21 protein-coding genes are annotated in these 22,906 nt (G+C 71.2%); 12 read left to right on the forward strand and 9 right to left on the reverse strand.

Annotated elements, in window-relative coordinates:
• Positions 1-36: 36 nt before the first annotated feature.
• A complete protein-coding gene (locus tag H5411_RS28390) occupies positions 37-561 on the forward strand; it encodes a YbaK/EbsC family protein (RefSeq protein WP_183125595.1) in 525 nt (174 codons plus the stop codon).
• The gene (locus H5411_RS28395) at positions 558-1,133 is read left to right on the forward strand and encodes a GNAT family N-acetyltransferase (RefSeq protein ID WP_101434891.1); all 576 of its coding nucleotides are present in this window, start codon (positions 558-560) and stop codon (positions 1,131-1,133) included. The genes H5411_RS28390 and H5411_RS28395 overlap by 4 nt, the downstream gene beginning before the upstream one ends.
• Here the strand turns inward: H5411_RS28395 and H5411_RS28400 are convergent.
• The 4 genes from H5411_RS28400 to H5411_RS28415 form a co-directional block, all read right to left on the reverse strand.
• Complete coding sequence (locus H5411_RS28400) at positions 1,072-2,007, reverse strand: DMT family transporter (RefSeq protein ID WP_183125596.1); 936 nt, start codon at positions 2,005-2,007, stop codon at positions 1,072-1,074. The two genes, H5411_RS28395 and H5411_RS28400, sit on opposite strands and share 62 nt — an antisense overlap.
• A gap of 222 nt (positions 2,008-2,229) precedes the next feature.
• Complete coding sequence (locus H5411_RS28405) at positions 2,230-2,721, reverse strand: GNAT family N-acetyltransferase (protein WP_244194918.1); 492 nt, start codon at positions 2,719-2,721, stop codon at positions 2,230-2,232.
• A gap of 56 nt (positions 2,722-2,777) precedes the next feature.
• Positions 2,778-4,457 carry a DUF885 domain-containing protein gene (locus H5411_RS28410; RefSeq protein ID WP_183125597.1) on the reverse strand — a complete coding sequence of 560 codons (1,680 nt, stop codon included), beginning with the start codon at positions 4,455-4,457 and terminating at the stop codon, positions 2,778-2,780.
• A gap of 42 nt (positions 4,458-4,499) precedes the next feature.
• Positions 4,500-5,384: a methylenetetrahydrofolate reductase gene (locus H5411_RS28415; protein ID WP_101434895.1), complete on the reverse strand. Its 885-nt coding sequence runs from the start codon at positions 5,382-5,384 to the stop codon at positions 4,500-4,502.
• Between the two features lie 102 nt (positions 5,385-5,486).
• On the opposite strand from H5411_RS28415, the gene merB reads away from it, so the two are divergent.
• From merB to H5411_RS28435, 4 genes are all read left to right on the forward strand, one after another.
• Positions 5,487-6,131 carry an organomercurial lyase gene (merB, locus tag H5411_RS28420; RefSeq protein ID WP_183125598.1) on the forward strand — a complete coding sequence of 215 codons (645 nt, stop codon included), beginning with the start codon at positions 5,487-5,489 and terminating at the stop codon, positions 6,129-6,131.
• A gap of 71 nt (positions 6,132-6,202) precedes the next feature.
• Entirely contained in the window at positions 6,203-7,294 is a 1,092-nt protein-coding gene (locus tag H5411_RS28425) for a polyprenyl synthetase family protein (protein WP_183125599.1), read from the forward strand.
• Entirely contained in the window at positions 7,294-8,769 is a 1,476-nt protein-coding gene (crtI, locus tag H5411_RS28430; RefSeq protein WP_183125600.1) for a phytoene desaturase family protein, read from the forward strand. The genes H5411_RS28425 and crtI overlap by 1 nt, the downstream gene beginning before the upstream one ends.
• The gene (locus H5411_RS28435) at positions 8,766-9,692 is read left to right on the forward strand and encodes a phytoene/squalene synthase family protein (protein ID WP_183125601.1); all 927 of its coding nucleotides are present in this window, start codon (positions 8,766-8,768) and stop codon (positions 9,690-9,692) included. The genes crtI and H5411_RS28435 overlap by 4 nt, the downstream gene beginning before the upstream one ends.
• Here H5411_RS28435 and H5411_RS28440 read toward each other — a convergent pair.
• Positions 9,664-10,092 carry a pyridoxamine 5'-phosphate oxidase family protein gene (locus H5411_RS28440; RefSeq protein WP_183125602.1) on the reverse strand — a complete coding sequence of 143 codons (429 nt, stop codon included), beginning with the start codon at positions 10,090-10,092 and terminating at the stop codon, positions 9,664-9,666. The two genes, H5411_RS28435 and H5411_RS28440, sit on opposite strands and share 29 nt — an antisense overlap.
• A 5-nt stretch (positions 10,093-10,097) precedes the next feature.
• Positions 10,098-10,646 carry a CGNR zinc finger domain-containing protein gene (locus H5411_RS28445; RefSeq protein ID WP_101434901.1) on the reverse strand — a complete coding sequence of 183 codons (549 nt, stop codon included), beginning with the start codon at positions 10,644-10,646 and terminating at the stop codon, positions 10,098-10,100.
• A gap of 22 nt (positions 10,647-10,668) precedes the next feature.
• Here H5411_RS28445 and H5411_RS28450 point away from each other — a divergent pair, with 22 nt between their 5' ends.
• Positions 10,669-11,820: an MFS transporter gene (locus H5411_RS28450; RefSeq protein ID WP_312878641.1), complete on the forward strand. Its 1,152-nt coding sequence runs from the start codon at positions 10,669-10,671 to the stop codon at positions 11,818-11,820.
• 72 nt (positions 11,821-11,892) lie between these two features.
• On the opposite strand, the gene H5411_RS28455 is transcribed toward H5411_RS28450, so the two are convergent.
• On the reverse strand, positions 11,893-12,261 hold the full coding sequence (locus H5411_RS28455; RefSeq protein ID WP_009075013.1) for an Rv2175c family DNA-binding protein: 369 nt from the start codon (positions 12,259-12,261) through the stop codon (positions 11,893-11,895).
• 92 nt (positions 12,262-12,353) lie between these two features.
• On the opposite strand from H5411_RS28455, the gene pknB reads away from it, so the two are divergent.
• The 5 genes from pknB (at position 12,354) to H5411_RS28480 (ending at position 18,167) form a co-directional block, all read left to right on the forward strand.
• Positions 12,354-14,351 carry a Stk1 family PASTA domain-containing Ser/Thr kinase gene (pknB, locus tag H5411_RS28460; protein ID WP_183125604.1) on the forward strand — a complete coding sequence of 666 codons (1,998 nt, stop codon included), beginning with the start codon at positions 12,354-12,356 and terminating at the stop codon, positions 14,349-14,351.
• Positions 14,348-14,557 (forward strand): hypothetical protein, encoded by a 210-nt coding sequence (locus H5411_RS28465; protein WP_183125605.1) that lies wholly within the window; start codon positions 14,348-14,350, stop codon positions 14,555-14,557. The genes pknB and H5411_RS28465 overlap by 4 nt, the downstream gene beginning before the upstream one ends.
• A gap of 66 nt (positions 14,558-14,623) precedes the next feature.
• Positions 14,624-16,099: an SPFH domain-containing protein gene (locus H5411_RS28470; RefSeq protein ID WP_183125606.1), complete on the forward strand. Its 1,476-nt coding sequence runs from the start codon at positions 14,624-14,626 to the stop codon at positions 16,097-16,099.
• Positions 16,099-16,782 (forward strand): hypothetical protein, encoded by a 684-nt coding sequence (locus H5411_RS28475; RefSeq protein WP_183125607.1) that lies wholly within the window; start codon positions 16,099-16,101, stop codon positions 16,780-16,782. Before H5411_RS28470 ends, H5411_RS28475 begins: the two co-directional genes overlap by 1 nt.
• A gap of 104 nt (positions 16,783-16,886) precedes the next feature.
• Complete coding sequence (locus tag H5411_RS28480; RefSeq protein ID WP_183125608.1) at positions 16,887-18,167, forward strand: wax ester/triacylglycerol synthase domain-containing protein; 1,281 nt, start codon at positions 16,887-16,889, stop codon at positions 18,165-18,167.
• Between the two features lie 31 nt (positions 18,168-18,198).
• Here H5411_RS28480 and H5411_RS28485 read toward each other — a convergent pair whose 3' ends face one another.
• Positions 18,199-19,590, reverse strand: coding sequence for a class II 3-deoxy-7-phosphoheptulonate synthase (locus H5411_RS28485; RefSeq protein ID WP_183125609.1), 1,392 nt, complete (start codon positions 19,588-19,590; stop codon positions 18,199-18,201).
• Positions 19,591-19,642: 52 nt separating this feature from the next.
• Positions 19,643-22,810 (reverse strand): P-loop NTPase family protein, encoded by a 3,168-nt coding sequence (locus H5411_RS28490; RefSeq protein WP_183125610.1) that lies wholly within the window; start codon positions 22,808-22,810, stop codon positions 19,643-19,645.
• Positions 22,811-22,906: the final 96 nt, after the last annotated feature.

Consider the following 22,906-nt stretch of genomic DNA (forward strand, 5'->3'; position numbering starts at 1 on the left):
CGGGACACGGCCGCACCGGCGTGGTCTCATAACCGGGTGAGCACCCACGACCATCCCGCTGTCGCCAAGGTCACCGCCGCGCTGGGCGAGGCCGGGCAGCACGCCGCCGCTGCCGGAGTGCGGGTGCTGCCCGCCGAAGTGCGCACTGCCGCGCAGGCCGCGGAGGCGCTCGGCGTACCGGTCGGCGCTATCGCGAACAGCCTGGTTTTCCGTGCCCGCACCGCCGGCGGGACTGAGGTCGCGCTGCTCGCGCTCACCTCGGGAGCGCACCGGGCGAAGGAGTCCCGGCTGGCGGAACTCGCCGGGGTCGCGGAGGTCGGCAAGGCGGACGCGGCGTTCGTCCGGGAGCACACCGGGCAGCCGATCGGGGGCGTCGCTCCGGTCGGGCATCCGGAGAAGCTCGTTACGCTGGTGGACACGGCGTTGCGCGGGCATTCCGAGGTGTGGGCCGCCGCGGGGCATCCGAAATCGGTCTTCCCCACCACCTTCGACGCGCTCGTCACGCTCACCGGGGGCACCCCCGGCGATCTCTCGGGCGAAGGGGAGGATGGTCGACTGTGACCGCGATGTCCTCCTCCGGGTGCTCCCGGTACGTGCAGTTCTCCGCCGACGAGTTCCGGTCCCGGCTGCCGGAAGCGCTGGCGATCTACGTGAACGCGATGCACTACCCCGAGGGCACGGCCGAGCAGCGCGCGCCGATGTGGCTCACGCACGCGTTGCGCGAGGGCTGGCGCTGCATGGCAGCCCTCGACGACAACGGCGTCCTGCTCGGAATCGCTTACGGCTACAAGGGCCGCGCCGGGCAGTGGTGGCACGAGCAGGTCCGGCACGGCCTCACCCGCCGCTCCGGAACGGAGGAAGCCGAGCGCTGGCTCGCGGACTACTTCGAGCTCACCGAGATCCACGTGCGCCCGGAAAACCAGGGCAAGCAGATCGGCGAGGACCTGCTGCGCCGGCTGCTCGACGGCGTGCCCAGCGCGAACGTCCTGCTCTCCACGCCCGAGGGGACCAGCCGGGCTTGGAAACTGTACCGGCGCATGGGGTTCGTCGACGTTCTGCGCGACTACCAGTTCACTGGCGATCCGCGGCCGTTCGCGATTCTGGGCCGGTCGCTCCCGATTGAACCTCGCTGACCGGTTCCGGCCGCCAATAGCCGACAGCCAGCGCCGCGACCAGCAGAGCCGCACCGGTCCAGGCGAGCACGCCCAGACGTTCGCCGAGGAACGCCACGGACAGGATCGTGGCGGTCAGCGGCTCCAGCAGTGCCGACAGGGCGCCAAGGACGGGATGCGCACCGGATAGACCGCGGAAGTAAGCGGCGTACGCGGCCGCTGTCGGCACGATGCCGAAGTAGGCGGCTACGAGCAGGACGTCCGGCCGGAGAGGAAGCGCCATCCCCAGCCACGCCGCGGCGGGAGTGAGCAACAGGCCGCCGAGGAAGCAGCCGTACGCGGTGGTCGTCATGGGGTCTAAGCCGGGCCTCGCGGTGACTGTCGTCAGGACAGCGAAGCCTGAGCCCGCGAGCAGGGCGAAGAGGATTCCGGCGGGTTGTGCGACCGAGTCCGGGGACCAGCGCAGCAACACCAGACCTGCGACGGCGCCCAGGACGGACACCAGCGTCGTCACGCGCGGTGCGCGGCGAGTGCGGACAACGGACGCAACGGTCAGTGCGACCGGGGAGCTGCCGATGGTGGTCATGGTCGCGACGCTGACTGAGCTGAGCGCGACGGCGGCGAAGTAGCTGGCTTGGAAGAGGGCGAAGAGGCTGCCGATGAGGAGGAGACGACGCCAGGTTTGCTTGGCGGGGAAGCGAAGTCCGCCGGTCAGGGCGACGTAGACCGCGCTCGCGGCGCCGCCGATGAGCAGGCGGTAGGTGGCGACGACCAGTGGGTGCACGCCGGCTTGGTGGCCGAGAAGCGAGCCGGACAGGCCGCCCGTTCCCCAGAGGACGCCGGCTACGACGAGAGCGGCGGACGAGCGGGCGCGCGAAGGTGCGGAGATGGACATGCGGAAGAGGGCTCCTGCGTCGAAGGAATCGGAGATCGACGACGCGGGGCAGCGTGCGTTGGCCGGTTCAGGACGTCATCCGGTGGCCGCGTGCCCTGATCCGGGCGCACGCGGCGAAAACTGCCCCGCTCAGGAGGCCGGGGGTGGGGTGACGAGGAAGATCCGGTGCACGGGCGGGAGCTTAACCAGCGGCCGGACAGATGACCAACGGTTTTGTTGCGCTCATCGCGTGCGCCGCCAGCGGATCTCGCCGTCGTGCACTTCCTCGGTGGCGGTGAGCCCCGCCGCGGCGGCGACAGCGGCGGAAGCCCGGTTTTCCGGGTGGATGTGGGCGATGACCGCGTCCACTGGCTGCCGGAGGAGCCAGCCGACCAAGCCTCGGGCCGCCTCGGTGGCGATGCCCCGGCCCTGCCACGGAGTACCCACGACCCAGGCGATTTCGGCGACCGCGTCGCGGACCGTCGCCTGGACAGTGCCCGCCAGCCCGGAATCGCGCGGCTGGATCACCCAGTTCAGCCAGGACACCGCTGGATCGGGCGAGCCCGCGGTCATCCGCCGGTAACGCGAACGGAGAGACTCCGCCGAGTCCGGAGCACCGCCGATGTACGTGTGCAGGGCCGGATCGGACAGCACCTCAGCCATCTCCTCGGCATGGGAGACGGACAGCGGCAGCAGGTCCAGCCGGACCGTGGCGATGGGCTGAGCGGTAAGCACAGTCAAGCGTAGGAGACTCCCGGGCCAGCGGAAACCGCCGGCCCGGGAAAGCAGTCTCAGTCCAGTTGCGCCAGCTGCTCGCGCAGGGTGTCCAGTCCCATGCCGCCCATTTTCAGGGCCTTCGTGTGGAACTGCTTGATGTCGAACGCCGAACCCTGCCGCGCTCGGGCGTCGTCGCGCGCCGCCAGCCACAGGCGTTCGCCGAGCTTGTACGAGGGGGCCTGGCCCGGCCAGCCGAGGTAGCGGTCGATCTCGTCGTGGATGTGCGCGTGATCGGTGATCGTGCGCGTCAGCATGAACTCCAGGCCCAGGTCCGGCGTCCAGCGCGAACCCTCGTGGAATCCGGTGCCCGCCGGGATTTCCAGTTCGAGGTGCATGCCGAGGTCGACCACGACGCGGGCGGCGCGGAACAGCTGCTCGGACAGCATGCCGAGCAGGTTGCCGTCGTCCGACAGGTAACCCAGTTCCTCCATGAGGCGTTCCGCGTACAGCGCCCAGCCTTCGCCGTGCGCCGAGATGAACGTCATCAGCCGCTGGTACTTCGTGAGGGTCTCGGCCTGGTTGACCGCCGTCGCGATCTGCAGGTGGTGGCCCGGGACGCCCTCGTGGTAGACCGTCGACACCTCGCGCCACGTCGTGAATTCGTTGCGGTCCGCGGGAAGCGACCACCACATCCGGCCCGGGCGGCTGAAGTCCTCGCTCGGTCCGGTGTAGTACGCGCCGACGCCACCGCCGGGCGGGGCGATCTTGCATTCCAGCGCCATCAGCCGGTCCGGGATGTCGAAGTGCTTGCCGCGCAACGACTTCAGCGCGTCGTCGGACAGCTGCTGCATCCACGCCTCGAACTGCGGGCGGCCCTGGATGCGGTAGCGCGGGTCGGCGTCGAGCACGGCCGCGGCCTCCGCGGGCGTCGAACCGGGCTTGATGCGGTTCGCGACCGCGCGCATTTCCGTTTCGAGGCGCGAGAATTCGTGCCAACCCCACTCGTAGGCCTCGCGCAGGTCCAGCTCCGCGCCGATGAAGTAGCGCGACCACAGCCGGTAGGTGTCCTCGCCGACCGCGTCCTTCACCGGAGCCCTCGGAGCCAGTTCGGCGCGCAGGAATCCGGCGAACTCCGCGAACGCCTCGTCCGCGGCCCGCGCGCCCGAGGCCAGTTCGGACTTCAGCGCATCGACATCCGCGTCGGCGACCAGGCTGGCGAAGAATCCGGGGCCGTCCTTGAGCCCGGCCCACGTCTCGCACTGCTCGGCGACCTTCGAGACCTGCCGCAGCGCCGAAACCTGTCCCTTGTCGGCCGAGGCCAGCAGCGACGCGCGGACGCCGGCGAGCGCCTCGGGCACCTTCGGCAGCCGGGCCGCGACGTTCGCCCAGTCGTCCGGGGTGTCGGTCGGCATCAGGTCGAAGACCATGCGCAGGCCCTGCACCGGGCTCTCGATCACGTTGAGCGAAGCGGCGTCGAGACCCGCGTCGTGGATCTCCAGCTCGAGGCCGATCCGCTCGCTGAACACGGCCTTCGCGACCCGCTCCCCCGCGTTCGCCGGTTCGGCGGCGGTCACGGCGGCCAGCGCGCGCCGCGCCAGCTCCGCACGGGCTTCGTGGCCCGCGGGCGAATAGTCGGTCAGCTGGTCGTCGTAGCCTGCGACGCCGAGCATGGTGGCCGCGACCGGGTCCACGGCCACGTAATCGTCGACGTACCGGTCGCAGATCTCCGGAACGCTCTGTTCGGTGGAAGCCATGTCCGGCACGCTACCGGCCGGAGGGGCCCCGAGCCCACGGAGTTACGCGCGGGCGGGCACCAGTCCGAGCCGGGTGACGACCTCGCGCGTCGCCTTGGACCGGTTGAAGGTGTAGAAGTGCAGGTCGGGCACGCCTTCGGCGATCAGTTTCTCGCACAGTTCGGTGACCCAGTCGAGGCCGGCCGCGCGGAACGCCTTGGGGTCGTCCGACAGCGGTTCGAGCCGGTCGAGCAGCCGTTGCGAGGCCGGGGCTCCGGAGAGCTTGATCGTCGTGTGCAGCGTGCGCAGCGTGGTCAGCGGCATGATGCCGGGCAGCACGAGCGCGTCGCAGCCCGCGGCGGCGACCCGGTCGCGCAGCCGCAGGAAGTCCTCGGCCTCGAAGAACAGCTGCGCGATCGCGAAATCGGCTCCCGCGCGGAACTTGCGGACCAGGTGCTTCGTGTCCGATTCCAGGTCCGGCGAACGCGGATGGCCGTACGGGAACGCCGAGACGCCGACGCAGAAGTCGCCGAGCGAGCGGACCAGCTCGACCAGTTCCTCGGCGTAGGTGAGGCCCTCGGGGTGCGGCACCCAGTCGCCGTAGACGTCGCCGGGCGGGTCGCCGCGCAGCGCGAGGATGTTGCGGACGCCGACCGCCGCGTACCAGCCGATCACGTTCCGCAGTTCGGACACCGAATGGTCGACCGCCGTCAGGTGGGCCATCGGGCAGAGCGTGGTTTCGGTGGCGACGCGGGCGATGCTGCGGATGGTGCCGTCGCGGCTCGAACCGCCCGCGCCGTAGGTGATCGACATGTACGCCGGGTCCAGCGGTTCCAGCTCGCGGATGGCCTTCCACAGGACGGCCTCGTCGGCTTCGTCGCGGGGCGGGAAGAACTCGACGGAGAACGCGGGCCCGTCCCCCCGCAGCCTTTCGATCACCGACGTCATGGAGTGAAATGGTAGTGGCTCGCCGCGACCCGCGGCAGAGCTGCGGGGTGGGCTTGGCCACGCGTACCGTCAGGCATCGAACCCTCCCGGGGAGGCGAGCCGATGAGCAGTGAAGACGATCTGGCCTGGGACGAAGACGTGCGCGTGGCCGTCTACCGCGCCTTCTCCACCCGCGGCCGCCCGCCTACCGCGCCCGAGCTGGCCGACGCCGCGCACGGGTCGCTCGCGGTGGCGAAACAGGCGCTGCACCGGATGGCCGACCCGAGATGGCTGTGGCTCGACGAATGCGAGCACGTGGCGCTGGCCGCGCCGTTCGCGGCGGTCCCGCTCGGGTTCGCGGTGATGGGCGAGCACACCATGTGGTGGGGCGGGTGCGCCTGGGATTCGTTCGCGATCCCGCACCTCGTCTCCGGCGAGCCGGAGGTGCTGGTGGCGACGCGTTGTCCCGGCTGCGGCGAGCCGTCCGCGCTGGTCGTGCGGCGCGACCGGCCGCCGACCGGCGCGCAGGTGGCGTACTTCCCGGTCCCGCCCGACCAGCTGGCGGGAGACCGCGGAAAGCAGCGGCTCTACTGCGACGAGTCCTGTGTGGACAGTCCGGGCGAGCTGCTCGGGCTCGACGCGCTGTGGCATCTCGCGAAGGACTGGTACACCGGCTGCCTCGAACCCGGTTACCGGCCGCGCGGACCGGCCGAGGCGGCGGAATACTTCGCGGCGAGCGCGCGTCCGGACGCGTTCCGGAGCGCCTGACCGCGTCTGGTGCGCCACATCCGGGGGCGCCCGGCGTGACCCCGGCCGCCCGCGTCCCGGAGGATGAAGGCATGGACGCGCCCGGATTCGACGCCGACCTCCCCGCGCACGTGGAGCGTGCGCTGGCCGATTTCCTCGGCCGGGCGGGGAGCGAGATCCTGCGCACCGAACCGAGCGTCGCGGCCGGGATCGAGGCGCTGTCGGGTTTCGTGCTGGGCGGCGGCAAGCGGATCCGGCCGACCTTCGCCTGGTGGGGCTGGCGCGGCGCGGGCGGCGCGGCATCCGGCCCGCTCGCCGAGGGCGCGCTGCAGGCGGTGGCGAGCCTCGAGCTGATCCAGGCGTGCGCGCTCATCCACGACGACCTCATCGACTCCTCCGACTCGCGCCGCGGCAGGCCGACCGTGCACGTGGCCGCCGAGAAACTGCACGCCGACCGCGGCTGGCTCGGTTCGCCGTCGGTGTTCGGGCTGGCCAGCGCGGTGCTGGTGGGCGACCTGGCGCTGGCCTGGGCCGACGACATGTTCGCCGAGGCCCGGCTGCCCCCGGCGACGATCGCGGCGGCCCGCCCGGCCTGGCGCGCGATGCGCACCGAGGTGCTCGCCGGGCAGTACCTCGACGTCCGCACGCAGGCCGTGGGCGACGCTTCGCCCGAGGCCGCGTTGCGGATCGACCGGCTCAAGACCGCCGCGTACACGGTCCAGCGGCCGCTGCACCTCGGAGCCTCGCTCGCCGGGGCGGACGACCGGCTGATCGCCACCCTGCTGGAGTTCGGCGGCGACGTCGGCGTGGCGTTCCAGCTGCGCGACGACCTGCTCGGCGTGTTCGGCGACCCGTCGGTGACCGGCAAGCCCGCCGGCGACGACCTGCGCGAGGGCAAGCGCACCCTGCTCGTGGCGCTCGGCCTGCAGCTCGCCGCCGAGCGAGGCGACCACGCCGCGGCCAAGGTGATCGCGGACGCGATCGGGGCCGCCGATCTGGCCGGCGCCACGGTGGATCGCGTGCGCGAGGCGCTGACGTCGGTCGGCGCGGTCGCCGCGGTGGAGCGCCGGATCGACGAGCTGACCGCCTCCGCGAACGCCGCGCTCGACCGCGCGCATCTGGCCGAGCCCGCTCCGTCGGCGCTCGCCGAGCTGATCCGTCTGGCTACCCAGCGGAAGTTCTGATGCGGACGGTGAACGGGCGCGCCGACCACGTGGTGGTCGTCGGCGCGGGCCTGGCCGGGCTGTCGGCGACGCTGCACCTGCTCGGCGCGGGACGGCGGGTGACGCTGCTGGAACAGCAGAAGATGCCCGGCGGACGAGCCGGCCAGCAGGATTTCGGCGCCAACGCGGTCGACACCGGGGCCAGCGTGCTGACCATGCCGGAACTGGTGGACGAAGCCCTGCACGCGGTCGGCGAATCGCTGGCCGGAACCGTGCCGCTGACCAGGCTCGATCCGGCGTACCGGGCTCGTTTCGCCGACGGCAGCACGCTCGCCGTGCACACCGACGGCGACGCGATGGAAGCCGAGATCCGGTCGTTCGCCGGTCCGGCCGAGGCGGACGGTTACCGGCGGCTGCGGCGGTGGCTCACCGACCTGTACGCGGCGCAGAAGGACCATTTCATCGGCGCGAACTTCGATTCGCCGCTCGATCTCGTCCGCCCGGAACTGGTGAAGCTCGCCGCGTTGGGCGGCTTCGGCCGGTTAGGGCCGCGCGTCTCCAGCTTCTTGCGCGACGAGCGCGTACGTCGGCTCTTCTCGTTCCAGGCGTTGTACGCAGGTCTTGACCCCACGCGTGCGCTCGGCGCGTACGGCGTCATCGCGTACATGGACACCGTCGGCGGCGTGTACTACCCGCGCGGCGGCATGGGCGCTATCGCTCGCGCGATGTCCGACGCTGCGTCGCGTGCTGGCGCGGAGCTGCGGTTCGGCACGGAAGCTGCGTGGCTTGAGCGAGTGTCGTCCCGCGTACGCGCTGTACGGACGCGCTCGGGCGAGCGTATTGAGTGTGACGCCGTGGTGCTCGCGACAGAGCTTTCGGCGGCGTACCGGCTGATCGGCGCGCGTCCGCGGCGTGTGCTGCCGTTGAAGTACTCGCCGTCGGCCTTCGTGCTGCACGGGCACGCGGGCCGTTCGTGGCCGGAGCTGGACCACCACACGATCTTTTTCGGCCAGGCGTGGGAACGCACCTTCGCCGAGATCGTCCGCGAGGGCAAGCTGATGAGCGATCCGTCGTTGCTGGTCACGCGCCCGACCGCGACGGAGCCGTCGCTCGCCGGCGACGGAGGCGAGATCGTCTCCGTGCTCGCTCCGGCCCCGAATCTGAACACCGGCCCGATCGACTGGGCGCGCGTCGGTCCGGCTTATCGCGAAGAACTGGTGCGTACGCTGGAATCGCGTGGCCTCAGCGGGTTCCGCGAAGAGTACATTGTGGACGAACAGCTGACTCCGGCGGACTGGACGGCACGCGGATTGGCCGCCGGGACGCCGTTCTCGCTCGCGCACACCTTCTCACAGACCGGCCCGTTCCGGCCCGCGAACCTGGTGCGGGCGGCGGAAAACGTGGTGCTCGCCGGATGCGGGACGACGCCGGGCGTCGGCATCCCGCCGGTGCTGATCTCCGGACGCCTCGCCGCGGAAAGGATCACCGGCCGGTGAACGAACTCGACGCGGCCGGCATCGCCGAGCCCGCGCTGCGCGCCGCGTACACGGAGTGCCGCCGCATCAACGCCCACCACGGCCGCACGTTTTTCCTCGCCACCCGGCTGCTTCCGGCGCGGGCGAGACCGGCCGCGCACGCGCTGTACGGCTTCGCGCGGATGGCCGACGAGCTGGTCGACAACCCCGAGCCCGGCACCGATCCGGCGGTCGCGCTGGACAAGGTCGCCGGGCTCGTCGACGAGGTTTACGACGGCGGCGTCCCGGCCGATCCGGTGCTGGCCGCGCTCGCGGACACGGTGCGCCGCTACGACATCCGCCGCGATCTCGTGGACGCGTTCCTGCATTCCATGCGGATGGACCTGACCGTTGCGGAGTACGCGACTTACGCCGACCTCGGCGAGTACATCTACGGTTCGGCGTGCGTGATCGGGCTGCAGATGCTGCCGGTGTTCGGGACCGTCGTGCCTCGGGAGGAAGCTTCGCCGAGCGCGGCGGCATTGGGAGAAGCGTTCCAGCTGACTAATTTCCTGCGCGATGTCGGCGAGGACCTCGACCGCGGGCGGTTGTATCTGCCGACGGAGGAACTGGCGGCGTTCGGGGTGGACCGGGCGGTGTTGCTGGACGCGCGGCGGAACGACCGTCCGGACCCGCGGGTACGGGCGGCGCTTGCGGTAGCGGTTTCGCGGACGCGCGCCGTATATCGGCGGGCGGAGGCAGGGATTCCGTTGCTGCGGCCCGAATCTCGGCCGTGCGTGCGGACGGCGATCACGTTGTACGAGGGTATTCTGGACGAGATCGAGGCAATGGATTACGCCGTGCTCAACCGGCGCGCGGTCGTGGGCAACGGGCGACGGATCGCGGTCGCGTTGCCCGCGCTGGCGCGGCGTGCGCTCACGCCCAGGTCGGCACGCCCTCGCTGACTCGGGCTGATTCGACGCTGGCGTCGTACGAGCGCAGCCAATCCGGGACCAGGCGGATGAGAGCAAAAGCCTCGTCCAGGGCGCGACAGCCCGGGAACTGCTCCAGGTAGACCTGGCCAGCCTCGCGACGGGCAGCGCCGGATTCGATGACTGCCGCGCCTTCGGCCTGGACCGAAATCGCGCCGGTGCAGCCGATGACCACGGCGGTGCGCGGGTTGGCGCGGAGGTTGGCCACCTTGCGTGTGGTGAGCTGGGCGTTGAACAGCAGCGATCCGTCCGGGGTGACGGCGAAGCTGACCAAAGCCGCCTCGGGATGGCCGTTCGGGGCGGCCGTGGCGACGACGCCCAGCGGATTGGCCCGGACGAAGCTCGTGAAGCCCGCCAGGGAAAGGATCTCCATGGCGATCAGGTTAGCCGGGCACGGTGGGCGGCGACGCGTTCCCTTGTGGCGCACCGGGAAGAACAGTAGCGGCGCGGACTTCCCCCGCCGAGGTGAGCGAAGGGCTTCCCGCACGACGGCGACGCGCACAAACCGCCGGGAACGCTCTGGCGGTCGGCCAGCAGGGTGGCCAAAGCCAGCGCGGAGGAAGTGATCAGCCAGGCTCCCCACGGGCCGTCGTCGGCGGAGTCGACGTGCAGGTGCCAGCCGAAGTTGTCGTCGTGCGCGGTCAGGCGCGGGGGCGCGGCGTAAGTCGAGAACAGCGCGTTCAACACCTCGGCGGCCGAAGCGACGTCCGGCGCGGCGAAGACCTCCCGCAGTTCCAGCGCGGCGGCGCGCAGCTCAGCCACTTCTCGCGCGGAGAGCTGGACCTGTGGTTCACCGTGCTCGACCAGCACTGCGGCTACCGAATCCGGTGAAGGATCCGCTACCAGCAGCACATCGAGCAGCGCTACGGCACGACGGACGGCCTCCCGGGCGGAGCGGCCCGCGAAATCCGGCTGCGTTCCAGGCATGAACCACTGTAACATCTTGTCAGTGACAAGCCGTTACAGGTTCGCGGCGTATCTCACCGGCGCGACCGCCGCGCGCACTGGTGACGAGTTGTCCGGTCCGGCGGTGTTGCTGCTGGGCGTGGGTGCGTCGGGGGCGGTCGCCGGATCGACGTTGCTGGCCGGGCTCACGATCGCGGCCGCGGCGGGCGGGCCGCTGCTGGGCGCGATTCTGGACCGGTCGCGTAAGCCGGGCCGAGTCCTCGCGATCGGGCTGATCGGATACGCGGCGGGGCTGGCCGCGATCACCGCGCTCTTCGGAGCAGCGCCGTTCGAGCTGGTGGTCGGGATTGCCGTGGCGACCGGGTTGCTGGCACCGGCGATCGGGGGCGGATGGACGGCGCAGGTGCCCGCGCTCGTCCCGGCGGAGACGCTCGGCAGGGCGAGCACGCTTGACGCGATGACGTTCACCGCGGCGGCGCTCGTCGGGCCCGGGTTGGCGGGAGTACTCGCCACGACAGCGGGGGCACCGGCCGCGATGGTCGTCGCCGGGGCGTTGGCGTTGATCGCGGTGCCGTTCGCTTGGCGGCTTCCCGGCAACGGAGAACGGCAGCGGCCGCGATTCTTCGAAGCGGCGGCAGTTCTCGTGCGCAATCCCGCGTTGCGGCAGTCGACCGCGACCTCGACGTTGTCGTGCGTCGGGATCGGAATGGCGTTCGTCTGCTATCCGTTGATCGGCGCGCAGCGGCTCGGCAACGCGGGATACGGGACGTTGCTGCTTGTCGGGTTGTCGGTCGCGTCGCTGCTGGCGAACACTGTCCTCTCCCGACGGTCGTACTCGCCGGACCGTGCCGTGCAATTGAGCGCGGTCGCCATCGGAATCGGACTTGCCTGGGCGGCGGTGGCACCGAATGCGGTCCTGCTAGTCGCCGCAGTCGCGCTCACCGGGATTGGCGAAGGGCCGCAACTGGCGGCATTGTTCTCGGTTCGGCATCGGGAAGCGCCGCCGGAAATGCGCGCGCAGGTGTTCACCACCGCGGCCAGCATCAAGATCGCCGGGATAGCGCTCGGGAACGCGGTAGCTGGACCGTTGGCCGCCTGCTCCCCTGCCGCCGGATTGGCCGCGGCGGCAGGGATGCAGGTGGTCGCGGCGATCGCGCATCCGTTGTGGACGGGCAGAAAGCAGCTAGTCCGTTAGGAGTTCATGGTGCCGGCCAGCGCGACGACTCCGGCCGCGGTTTTGTCGATATACCGTCAGGTCCCGCTTAGGCTAGAACGCCATCGCCTGCGCGCGCCGCTTCACCTCGGTGCCGTGGCTGGTGCGCAGCGCGTTGATCGGCGTGCTGCCGGGGAGCGTGTCGTCGGCGGTGAAGAGCCAGCGCAGCATCTCGGTCCGGCTGAACCCGGAGTCGGCGAGCACGGTGATGGTGCCGGCCAGCCCCTTGACGATGCCGTCCTTCACGAAGAAATCTCCGGGCACGCAGAGTTCGCCGTCGCGCCGGACGGCGATCAGCTCGCCGTCCCGCAGCATCTGGCGCACCTTGTTGGCCGAGACGCCCAATGCGGCCGCCACCTCCGGCAACGGCTTGACCGCGACCGCGGCGTCGAGGATGTCGTCGGCGACAGGAATCCCACTCACACGTGACACTGTGCCACATTCCGCCGTCCGGCCCACTGGTACGCACGGGTGACCCGCCCCGGCACGCGCGCCCTTCCGTACGATTGCCCACCGTGACGCGCACCCAGCCCAGCCTCGTCGGCGCCCTGCTCGAACGCCGGTACCGCGTTGACCAGCTGCTGGCCAGGGGCGGGATGTCGGCCGTCTACCGGGGCCTCGACACCCGTCTCGACCGGGCGGTCGCGATCAAAATCATGGATCCCCGCTTCGCCGACGACCGGTCGTTCGTCGACCGGTTCGTGCGCGAAGCGCGTTCGGCGGCCCAGCTGCATCACCCGAACGTGGTCGCCGTGCACGACCAGGGCTTCGACACCCCGGCCGGCCAGGACGCCGGGCTCGCCTTCCTGGTGATGGAGCTGGTCAACGGCGGCACGCTGCGCGACCTGCTGGACGAACAGGGCCAGCTGGACGTCTCGCTCGCGCTGAGCGTCGCGGAGCCGGTGCTGGCCGCGCTGGCCGCCGCGCACGCCGCCGGGCTGGTGCACCGCGACGTCAAGCCCGAGAACGTGCTCATCGGCCGCAGCGGCCAGCTCGCCGGCGGCGTGGTCAAGGTCGGCGACTTCGGCCTGGTCCGCGCGGTGGCCAGCGCGGGCACCACGAGCTCGAGCGTCATCCTGGGCACCGTCGGCTACCTGGCCCCCGAACAGGTCGCCACCGGCGACACCACGGCCCGCAGCGACGTCTATTCGGCGGGCATCCTGCTGTACGAGATGCTCACCGGCCGCCTGCCCTACACCGGCGACACCGCGATCTCGGTCGCCTACCGGCACGTGAACGACGACGTCCCGCGTCCGAGCGAGCTGCGGCCGGATCTGCCGCCGGTGCTCGACGACCTGATCCTGCGCGCCACCCGCCGCGACCCCGACCAGCGCCCGGCCGACGGCGGCGAGTTCCTGGCGCAGCTGCAGGCCGCGCGCGCCGAACTGGGACTGCAGCCGGTCGCGGTGCCGGTGCCCCCGCCGCCGGACGGCGACCGCGTGTCGGACGTCGAACGCACGCTCCCGAACATCCCGGCCGTTCCGCAGGGCGAGCAGACCATGCCGGTCTCCGGGCCTCGCGGCACGCGCGCCATGACCCGCGCCGTGCCCGCCGCCCCGCCCCCTCCCGTGCCGCCGCACGCCGGACCGCCGGCGCCGGACGAACCGCGGAAGCCTCGTGACAAGCGCAAGCTGATCGCGCTGGCGATCGCCGGGGTGCTCGTGCTCGGCGGCCTGATCGGCGCGTTCGCGTTCATTCTCAGCGATTCCAAGGTCACGACCACGACCGTGCCGAAGCTCGCCGGGCTGACCCAGGCCGAGGCGGGCGACCAGCTGCGCGCGGCGAAGCTGAACCCGCGCTACAGCCAGGAGTTCGACAACACCGTCGGCGCCAACCGGGTGATCAAGGTGGATCCGGCCCCGGGCACCACGCTCGACCAGGACGCCACCGTGTCCGTGGTGGTGTCGAAGGGCAAGCCGAAGGTGCCGGACATCCGCGCCGGCACCGCGCTGGACACGGCCACCAAGGCGATCGAGGAGCAGAAGCTCACCGTCGTCCAGGGCACGCCGGAGTACAGCGACACCGCGCCGCAGGGCACGGTCCTGAGCGTGAGCCCGGCCGCGGGCACCCCGGTCGACGTGGGCGGCCAGGTCACGCTGGTGCTGTCCAAGGGCCCCGAACCGCTTCCGCCGGTCCCGGACGTCACCGGGCGGTCCAAGGACGAGGCGTTCCAGATCCTCCGGCAGGCCGGATTCCAGCCGCAGGACGGCGGCGAGGAGTTCTCGCCGACCGTGCCCGCGGGAGCGGTCACGCGCACCGACCCGGGCGCGGGCTCGCCGGGGACCAAGACGGTCAAGGTCTACGTCTCCAACGCGGTCCAGGTCCCGGACGTCCGGTACCGCCCGTTCGACGAGGCCGCGGACCTGCTCAAGCAGGCCGGGCTCGACGTCGACCGCAAGGGCGGCGACGGGCACGGGCACGGCGGTTTCGACTTCGTGCTGCAGCAGGACCCGGCCCCCGGTTCGTTCGTGCCCAAGGGCACCAAGGTCAAGATCCGGGGGTTCGGCGGATGATCGGCAGCCGCGGCCGGGTGACCGGCACCGTCGGGCCGGGGCTGATCGGCGAGGTGCTGCTCAGCGTCCGCGGCGGCACCGAGGCGTTCTACGCCTATCCGGCGGATCCGGACGCCAGTTTCGCCGTCGGCACCCCCGTTCTCGTGGTCGATTTCGAGCCTCCGCGCACGGTCTACGTGGAAAGGTGGCAACCGTTGCGCGCTTGACCGCGTCGCAGTGCTGACGGCGACTGAGCGCCGTGCCAGCTGACTACGGAAAGTGCGGCGAGGGCTATGGAAATCTGGGTCATCGTGGTGATCGCGGTCGTGGCCGTGATCCTGCTGTTCGGGCTCCTGCGGATCCTGTACAAGGTGGCGGAACCGAACGAGGCGCTCATCATCTCGGGCTGGGGCGTCCGGGTCGAGCGCAGCGAGACCGCCGACAGCCTCGGGTTCAAGATCGTCACCGGCCGCGGCGTGAACGTGCTGCCCGGCTTCCAGACCGCGCGCAGGCTGTCGCTGGACACCCGAGGGGTGAACCTGCAGGTCTCGTGCGTGACGAAACAGGGCCTGCCGGTCACCGTGCGCGCGGTCGTGATCTACAAGGTCGGCGACGATTTCGCCTCGATCGCGAACGCCGCGCGCCGGTTCCTGGACCAGCAGAAGGGCATGAACGACACGATCCACGAGCTGTTCTCCGGCCATCTGCGGTCGATCGTGGGCGGGCTGACCATCGAGGAGATGATCCACAACCGCGACGCGCTGACCGGCGAGGTCCGCCAGTCGTCGGCCACCGAGATGATCAAGCTCGGGCTGATCGTGGACTCGCTGCAGATCCAGGAGATCGACGACGAGTCCGGCTACATCGTCAACCTCGGCAAACCGCACGCGGCCGCGATCGCCTCCGCCGCGCGGATCGCCGAGGCGCAGCGCGACCAGGAGGCCACCGAGGCCGAGCAGATCGCCGCCGCGCGCAAGGCGGGCGCGATCCGGGAAAGCCAGATCCAGCAGGCCGGGTACCAGGCCGAGGTCGACCAGGCCAAGGCGAAGGCGAGCCAGTCCGGTCCGCTGGCCGAGGCGACCGCGCGGCAGGAGGTCGTGGTCCAGGAGACCAGGGCCGCCGAACTCGAGGCGGCGCTGTCCGAGCAGCGGCTGCAGTCGCAGGTCCGCAAACCGGCCGACGCGAAGGCGTACGAAACGCGCACCACGGCCGACGCGGAACGCGACGCGCAAATCGCCCGCGCGCAGGCACAGGCCAAGGAAACCGAGCTGCGGGCGGGCGCGGACGCGACCCGGGTCAAGACCGCGGCGGACGCCGAAGCGCAGGCCACGAAGGCCCGGGCGGAAGCCAGCGCGAGTGCGACGAAGGCCACTGGCGAGGCGGAAGCGGCGGCGGCCAAGGCGAAGGGGCTCGCGGACGCCGAGGCGGCGAAAGCCAAGGGTCTGGCCGAAGCCGAGGCGGCGAAAGCGAAGGGGCTCGCCGAGGCCGAGTCGATCAAGGCGCGCGCGGCCGCACTGGCGGAGAACCAGGAGGCTGTGGTAGCACAACAGCTGGCCGAGCGCTGGCCGGAAATCGTCGAAGCCGGCGCGCAGGCCTTCGGCAACATCGACCACATGGTGGTCCTGAACGGCGCGGACGGGATGTCGGACATGTTCACCAAGGCGCTCTCCCTCGGCGGCACGGGCCTCGGCCTCGCCCGCCAGCTGATGGACGCCATGGGCGCCAAGCCGTCCGGTTCCGACGGCAGCCTCGCCCCTCGCGAGGACTGATGAGCTTCTTCACGGACGGTCCTCGCGAGCGCCCCCTGTTCCCGGTCCGGGAACGGGAGCTGTTCGGCTACGAGGGCCGTCCGTGGACCGGCCCGCCCGCCGACCACATCGTGCCCGCGCTGGTGCCGTGGCCGACGCCGCTGGGCCGGTCCGAGCGCACGATCGTGGCGCTGCGCGCGGTCGAGGTGTGGCCGGAGGCGATGACGCTGCGGATCGCGGTGTATTCGCGCGACCGCATGGACGGCGCGCCGCTGGTCGGCCACCGGCGCATCCCGGACTACAACTCGCTGCTCATCGGCGTGCTGTTCCCGGACGGCGGCCGGGCCAGTTCCGAAACCGTTTCGGTGCCGAGCGCGGGCGAACCGCACGAGCCGGTGCTGCGCGTCGAGGACGGCGGCGGGTCGGAGTTCCACTACGAGCATCCGGTGTTCGTGTGGCCGCTGCCCAGCGCCGGTCCGCTCAAGGTGATCGTGCAGTGGCTCGACCGCGGAATCCCGGAGACGCACACCAAACTCGACGGCGGACGCCTGCGTGCCGCCGCGCTCGAAGCCGGCGAACTGTGGCCCGGGCTGCCGAGGCGTCCGGGCAACGGCGTCGCGATCCGCCAGATCGCCGCCGAGGTGAACGAAGCCAGCGGGCCGGGTCTGCCGCAGCGGCAGCCGCGGCGCGCCACGGGCGAGTGAAATTTCGCGGAATTAGCGTCCCCGCAACATCACGGCCGTCCACCCGTCATACCCGAGTAGTGTCGTGGCATTCGCCCTTGCCGCCGTTCGCTGGAAGGCCGACCATGGCGTCTACCCCGCTCAGCTCGCTCGATGTCGCTTTTCTTTGCCTCTCCAGGGAAACCGCGCCGATGCAGATGGGCGCTGCCCTGGTTTTCGCGCCGGAGGAGCCGGTGTGCCCGGACCGGCTCGTCGCGCTGCTGAGCCGGCGGGCGGCGGACATTCCGGCGCTGCGCCGGAAAATCCGCGCCGGGCTGTTCCCGCCCGGTTCCGCGAGCTGGGTGGACGACCCGGATTTCCAGGCAGTGAAACATATTCATCATCATCGGCTGACCACGCTGTACGACCCGGACCCGCTGCCGGAGTTCGCGGCGAAATGGATCGCCGAACCGCTCGACCCGCGCCGTCCGTTGTGGGAACTCACTGTGGTGACAGGCTTTCCGGACGGCAGCTTCGCGGTGTTGCTCAAGCTGCACCACGCACTCACCGACGGAGCGGGCGCGTACGCCGTCACCGCCGGGCTGCTCGACGGCCTGCCGCTCCCCCAGCCCGCGCCGGCGATTCCGCAGCCGCGTTCGCCGATGAGCGCGGTGCGGGATACGTGGGAGACAGCGGGAATCGCGTCGTCAGTAGTCCGGGCGGCGCGTCCGCCGTGCCTGCCGCTGGCCGCGCCCGCCACCGCCGAACGGCGGCTCGGTTTCGCCCGGCTGGCGTCGGCGGACCTTCGCCGGATCCGGCGAACGCACGGCGGCACCACGAATGATGCAGTGCTCGCGGTGCTGGCGGGAGCCTTGCGCGAATGGCTGATCAACCGCGGCATTCGCGCGACGGGACGGTCGGTGCGCGCGCTGATTCCCGTGAGCGTGCGCGGGAGAGCGGCCGAGCAGCGGGGCGGGAACAAGCTTTCCGGCTATTTGTGCGATTTGCCGATCGGAACGGACCATCCGGTGCGGCGGCTGACCGAAGTGCGCGCCGCGATGACGCGCAACAAAGCCGCCGGTCCCTCGCGCGGGGCCGGGGCATTCCCGCTGCTGGCCGACCGGATGCCCCCGGCACTGCACCGGCTCGGGACGCGGACCGCCGGGCTGGCCGCGCCGCTGCTGTTCGACCTGGTGGTGACGACCGTGCCGCTGCCGCGCGCCCCGCACGCGCTCGCCGGCGCGCCGCTGACCGAGGTGTACCCGTTCGTGCCGCTGGCCCCGCGCCAGGCGGTGGGCATCGCGATCGCGCCTTATCGCGACAGTGTCCACATCGGACTGCAGGCGAACGCGGAGGCGGTGGAAGACCTCGGTTCGCTGCGCGACGCGGTGGCGAAATCGGCGGCGGAGCTGCTGGACGCCTCGTGAGTGCCGCGGAGGGCGCTCACGAGGCGGAAGGTCAGCCGCGCAGCATCTCCGCGACCAGGAAGGCCAGCTCCAGCGACTGCTGGGTGTTGAGCCGGGGGTCGCACGCGGTCTCGTAGCGGCCGGAGAGGTCGATATCGGAGATTTCCTGTGCCCCGCCGAGGCATTCGGTGACGTCCTCGCCGGTCAGTTCGACGTGGATGCCGCCGGGGTAGGTGCCGAGCTTGCGGTGCACCTCGAAGAAGCCCTGGACCTCGTCGACGATGCGGTCGAAGTGCCGGGTCTTGTAGCCGGTGGACGATTCGTGCGTGTTGCCGTGCATCGGGTCGCACTGCCAGATGACCTTGTGCCCGGACGCTTCGACCTTCTCCACGATCGCCGGCAGCACCTCGCGGACCTTGCCGTTGCCCATCCGGGAGATCAGCGTGAGCCGGCCCGGTTCGCTGCGCGGGTCGAGCCGCTCGACGTACTCCAGCGCCTGCTCGGGGGTGGTCGTCGGGCCGATCTTGAGCCCGATCGGGTTCGACAGCAGTTCGGCGAACGCGATGTGCGCGCCGTCCAGCTGACGGGTGCGCTCGCCGATCCAGAGGAAGTGCGACGACAGGTTGTACAGCTTCGGGTTCGCCGCGTCGGCCTGGTCCAGCCGCAGCATGGCGCGCTCGTAGTCGAGCAGCAGCGCCTCGTGGCTGGCGAAGATCTCGGTGTACTGCAACGAGCTGTCGGTGACGCCGCAGGCGTTCATGAACCGCAGGCCGCGGTCGATCTCGGCGGCGAGCGCCTCGTACCGCTCCCCCGCCGGCGACGAGGCCACGAAGTCCTTGTTCCAGTCGTGCACCTGGTGCAGGTCGGCCATGCCGGCCCCGGTGAGCGCGCGGACCAGGTTCATCGCCGCGCCGGCGTTCGCGTAGGCGCGGATCATCCGGCCCGGGTCCGGCACCCGGAGTTCGGGCTTGGCGACGAGCGAGTTGATGATGTCGCCGCGGTAGACGGGCAGCCCGAGCGCGTCGGTGCCCGACGAGCGCGGCTTCGCGTACTGACCCGCGATCCGGCCGACCTTCACCACCGGCAGGCTGGCCCCGTAGGTGAGCACGACGGCCATCTGCAGCAGCGTGCGCAGATTCGCCCGGATGTGCGGTTCGGTGTTGGACTCGAACGTCTCCGCGCAGTCGCCGCCCTGCAGCAGGAACGCCTCCCCGCGGGCCACCATGGCGAGCCGGCTCTTCAACCGGTCGATCTCGGCGGGCACGGTGATCGGCGGCACGCTCTCCAGCACGCCCCGCACCCGTTTGGCCAGCGCGACGTCCGGCCACTCCGGCTGCTGCGCGGCGGGCAGCGACAAGGCGGTGTCGAGGCGGTCCCGCAGCTCAGGAGGCAACGGCGGCAGCTCGGGGAGAGTGTCTACGGGAACGTCGACTGTCCAGTTCACGCGTCTCAGGATAGGGTCTGCCGCCTTTGCCCGGACCGTTGGGCGGCGAGGGTCACGCGTCCGGGGCGTCTTGGCGGTAGAGGGCCCCGAACCGGTCGGCCACGCCGAGGAGACCTGCGAGTTCTTCCGTATCAAGGGCTGGGACGATGACGGACCAGTGGTCGAGGCTGACCGCTTCGGCGAGGATCCGGCGGCGCTCGTCCGGCGGGGCGGCGGCGGAGATCTCGACCAGGAGGCGGGCGCGGTCCTCCGCGAACTCGATTTCCCGGCCCCGCGCGAGCGCGCGGGGCAGGTCGTGCTGGGCGAGTTCCGGGAGGAACGCCAGGACGAGCCGCTCTCGTTCCGCGCCCTCGACGCTCTCGAGCACAGCTTCGGCCTGGTCGAGGTGTCCAGCCGCGGTCAGGCCCCGGACGAGCACCCGCCGGGCTTGGACCACGTCGCGCTCGTGCAGGTATCCGCACAGCTCGAGAGCCGCGGCTGCCTCTCCGCGTGCCGCCAGGTCCGCCATGGCGTCCTCGATCGCGAAGCCGAGGGTGGCCTCCTCGGGAAAGCTGGCCACCAGCTCGACGAGCTCAGCGGGTTCACCCACGGCTGCCAGCATCCCGATGGCCGAGCGCCGGTCGTGCCAGGCCAACTGCCGATCCGAGGGCTCCTCCTTCAGCCGGCTCCGGACGTACTCCGCGATCCGGGCCAGCGCGGCACGGTCGCCCGCGGCACGGAGGCGCCGGGCGAGCAGGGTCACGGGTTCTCGCATCGCCGACCAGAACTCGACGCCGCAGATGAGCTTCTCGGCGACCCGCGGATCTCCCCTTTCGGCGAGCAGGCTCGCCAGCGACCTGATCTCGGTGAGCCCTTGCAGGTTCGACTGCACGAGAGGAGCGAGCAGCTCGGCCCGGCGCACGTCTCCGGCCGCGACGACTGTGGTGCTCAGCGCGCTGATCGCCGCGGCGGCACGCGGGTCTTCAACCGGACGGCGGGTCATCGCTTCCGCCCGCTCCGTTGCCTGGCGTGCGCGGGAGCGCTCCCCCGCCGCCAGCAGAGCGTCCGCCAGTACCACGAACCGATGCGCGTCGGCTTGCAGTTCGAAAGCCGACCGGCGGCTGGAGGGGTACCGGCCTGCCCAGCGGAAGGCTTGCTCGACCTCGCCCGCGGACACGAGCGCCTGAACGAACCGGATCACCGCCTCGCGCCGGGCGAAGGGGTTGGTCATCGAGTCGAGCACCGCGGGGATGTCCGCCAGCCTGCCTGTCCCGGCCAGAAAATCGATCAGGACAGGCACGAGGGTGTGCTCGCGGTCCACGTCTGGAAATCTCGCGCCGAGGGCTTCGGCAGGATCGGTCGCCGCCGCCAGTTCGGCGGTGACGTCGAGGCGGAACAGCACTCCGGCAACGCCGTGCTCCTGCGCGAGCGTGCGAGCGCGGTCGGCCTCACCGCGCCAGACGAGCCGCTGCGCCAGCTCCGCGAAAGTTCCGTGGCGGCGCACCTGGTGAGTCATGGCACCGGCCAGCTCGACAGCCGCGTCCAGATCGTCGACGGCCAGCATCGCCAATTCACTGAGCGTCCGGTCCCGGAGATCTTCCCGGGAAATCGTCCCGGCCAGCTGCCCGGCTTGGGAGAAGCCCGGTTCGCCGATGGCGGCGATCCGCTGGCGCTGATCCGCGCTCACCCGTTCCGCGATCCGCGTGGCCGCCGCGTTTTCCCCGCGGCGCACCAACGCCACGGCGGTTTCGGCGAGCAAGGAGTCGCGCAGGTCCGGGTCGTGTTCGTCGTCGGCCAGCCGCTCGGCTCGATCGGACTGTCCGGCGCGGACGAGCTCTCCGGCCAGATCGAGCAGCGCTCGCGTACGCGACCCGGGATCGGTCATGGACTGCGCCAGCGCCACGGCGTGGTCGAACTGCCCCAGCGCCGCCCACACCGCCGGCAGCCGCACCGGCGTGATCTTGTTGCGGTCGCGGAAATTGTCCCGGTACGTGTCGAGCGTGATCAGCCGGACGAGGTCGGGCTCGGCGGACTCGAGCAGTGCCGCGCGGGCGGCGTCCAGTTCGCCCATCGCGGCCAGATCGCCGCCGGAGACGTCCAGCAGGCGTTCGTGCCGGGCCGGATCTCCGGCCAGCTCTACGAGGGTCGCGACGTCGCCGCTTTCCTGGACCAGCCGGAAGTAGCCGCGCAGCAGGAACTGGGGAGTGTCCGGCGGCCAGCCCGCCGACCGGTATTCGGCGGCCCATTCGTCGATCGCCGCGCGATACCGGGACAGTTCGTTTCCGAAAGCTTCGACGGCCTCGCGGTGCAGATTCTCATGGCCCAGCAGGAAAATCGCCGGCGCCTCGCGAGGACGCCAATGTGCTGGGCGACGCGTGAACGAGCGGCTCGCCACGCTGTTCAGCACTCGTTCGACGTCGCGCGGGCGTCGCTGAGTCAGCTGCGCCAGGTCGTCGCTGCTGAGTCCGCCGCGAGCCGCGACGAGGAAGCCCAGCAGGTCCTCTTGGTCTTGGAGCAGCGCGTCGAGTTCGCGTTCCATGTCGGCCTTCGCCGCGACAGCCGCGGGCGAAGGCGCCAGAGAGCGTTCGATGCCGGGAGCCCGCAGGGGATGGTCAGAGCGGACATCGGGCGGAACATCGGGGTTGAGGCGGCTCGCGACGATCACCCGGAGGCCGTTTTCCGGGAACGGCAGCAGCGCGGCGATGCTGTGTCCGCCGGAGCTTGCGCCGCGGTCCTCGTCCAGGCCGTCTACGACCAGCACCAGGCGCTCGCCGCGGGCTCGGCAATGCGCGGCGGCTTCGGCGAAAACCGCGTTGAGGTTTCTGGCTTCGGGATCCTTCGCCGCGCCGAGGACTTCGGCTAATTGCTCCTGGACGACGTCTACGAACGCCTCGCGGGTGTCGTCGCCGAGCGAACGCGCCGTGACGAAGAAAGACACCACCCGCACGCCCTCAGGCGGCGAGAGCACGAATGAGGCCATCAGGGCCGACTTGCCCGTCCAGGGAGCCGCGCGCCACCACACGTACGCGGGAGCGCCGTCCGGGGCGGTGCAGAACCGGGCCAGTTCCGCCAGTTCCGTCTCGCGGCCGATGAGCTGCTCCGGGGCCACCTGGCGCACCCATTGCCGGTAGCGGGACCGGGCGGGCGGAGTGCCGACGTAGGTGACCGAGTCAGCGTGGCCGACCTGCACGACCTTGCCCGTGACCGGACCCAGGACCTGGTTCGTGATCCGCTCGCCCACCCGCGACCCCCTCCGACGGTTCAGCTTCCCACGAACCGTGTCGGCCCGGTCACATCGACTGGAAGTTGACACCGGTGTCAGCGAATAGCTTCGGCT

The sequence above is a fragment of the Amycolatopsis echigonensis genome (assembly GCF_014174495.1).
Classification (GTDB): domain Bacteria; phylum Actinomycetota; class Actinomycetes; order Mycobacteriales; family Pseudonocardiaceae; genus Amycolatopsis; species Amycolatopsis echigonensis.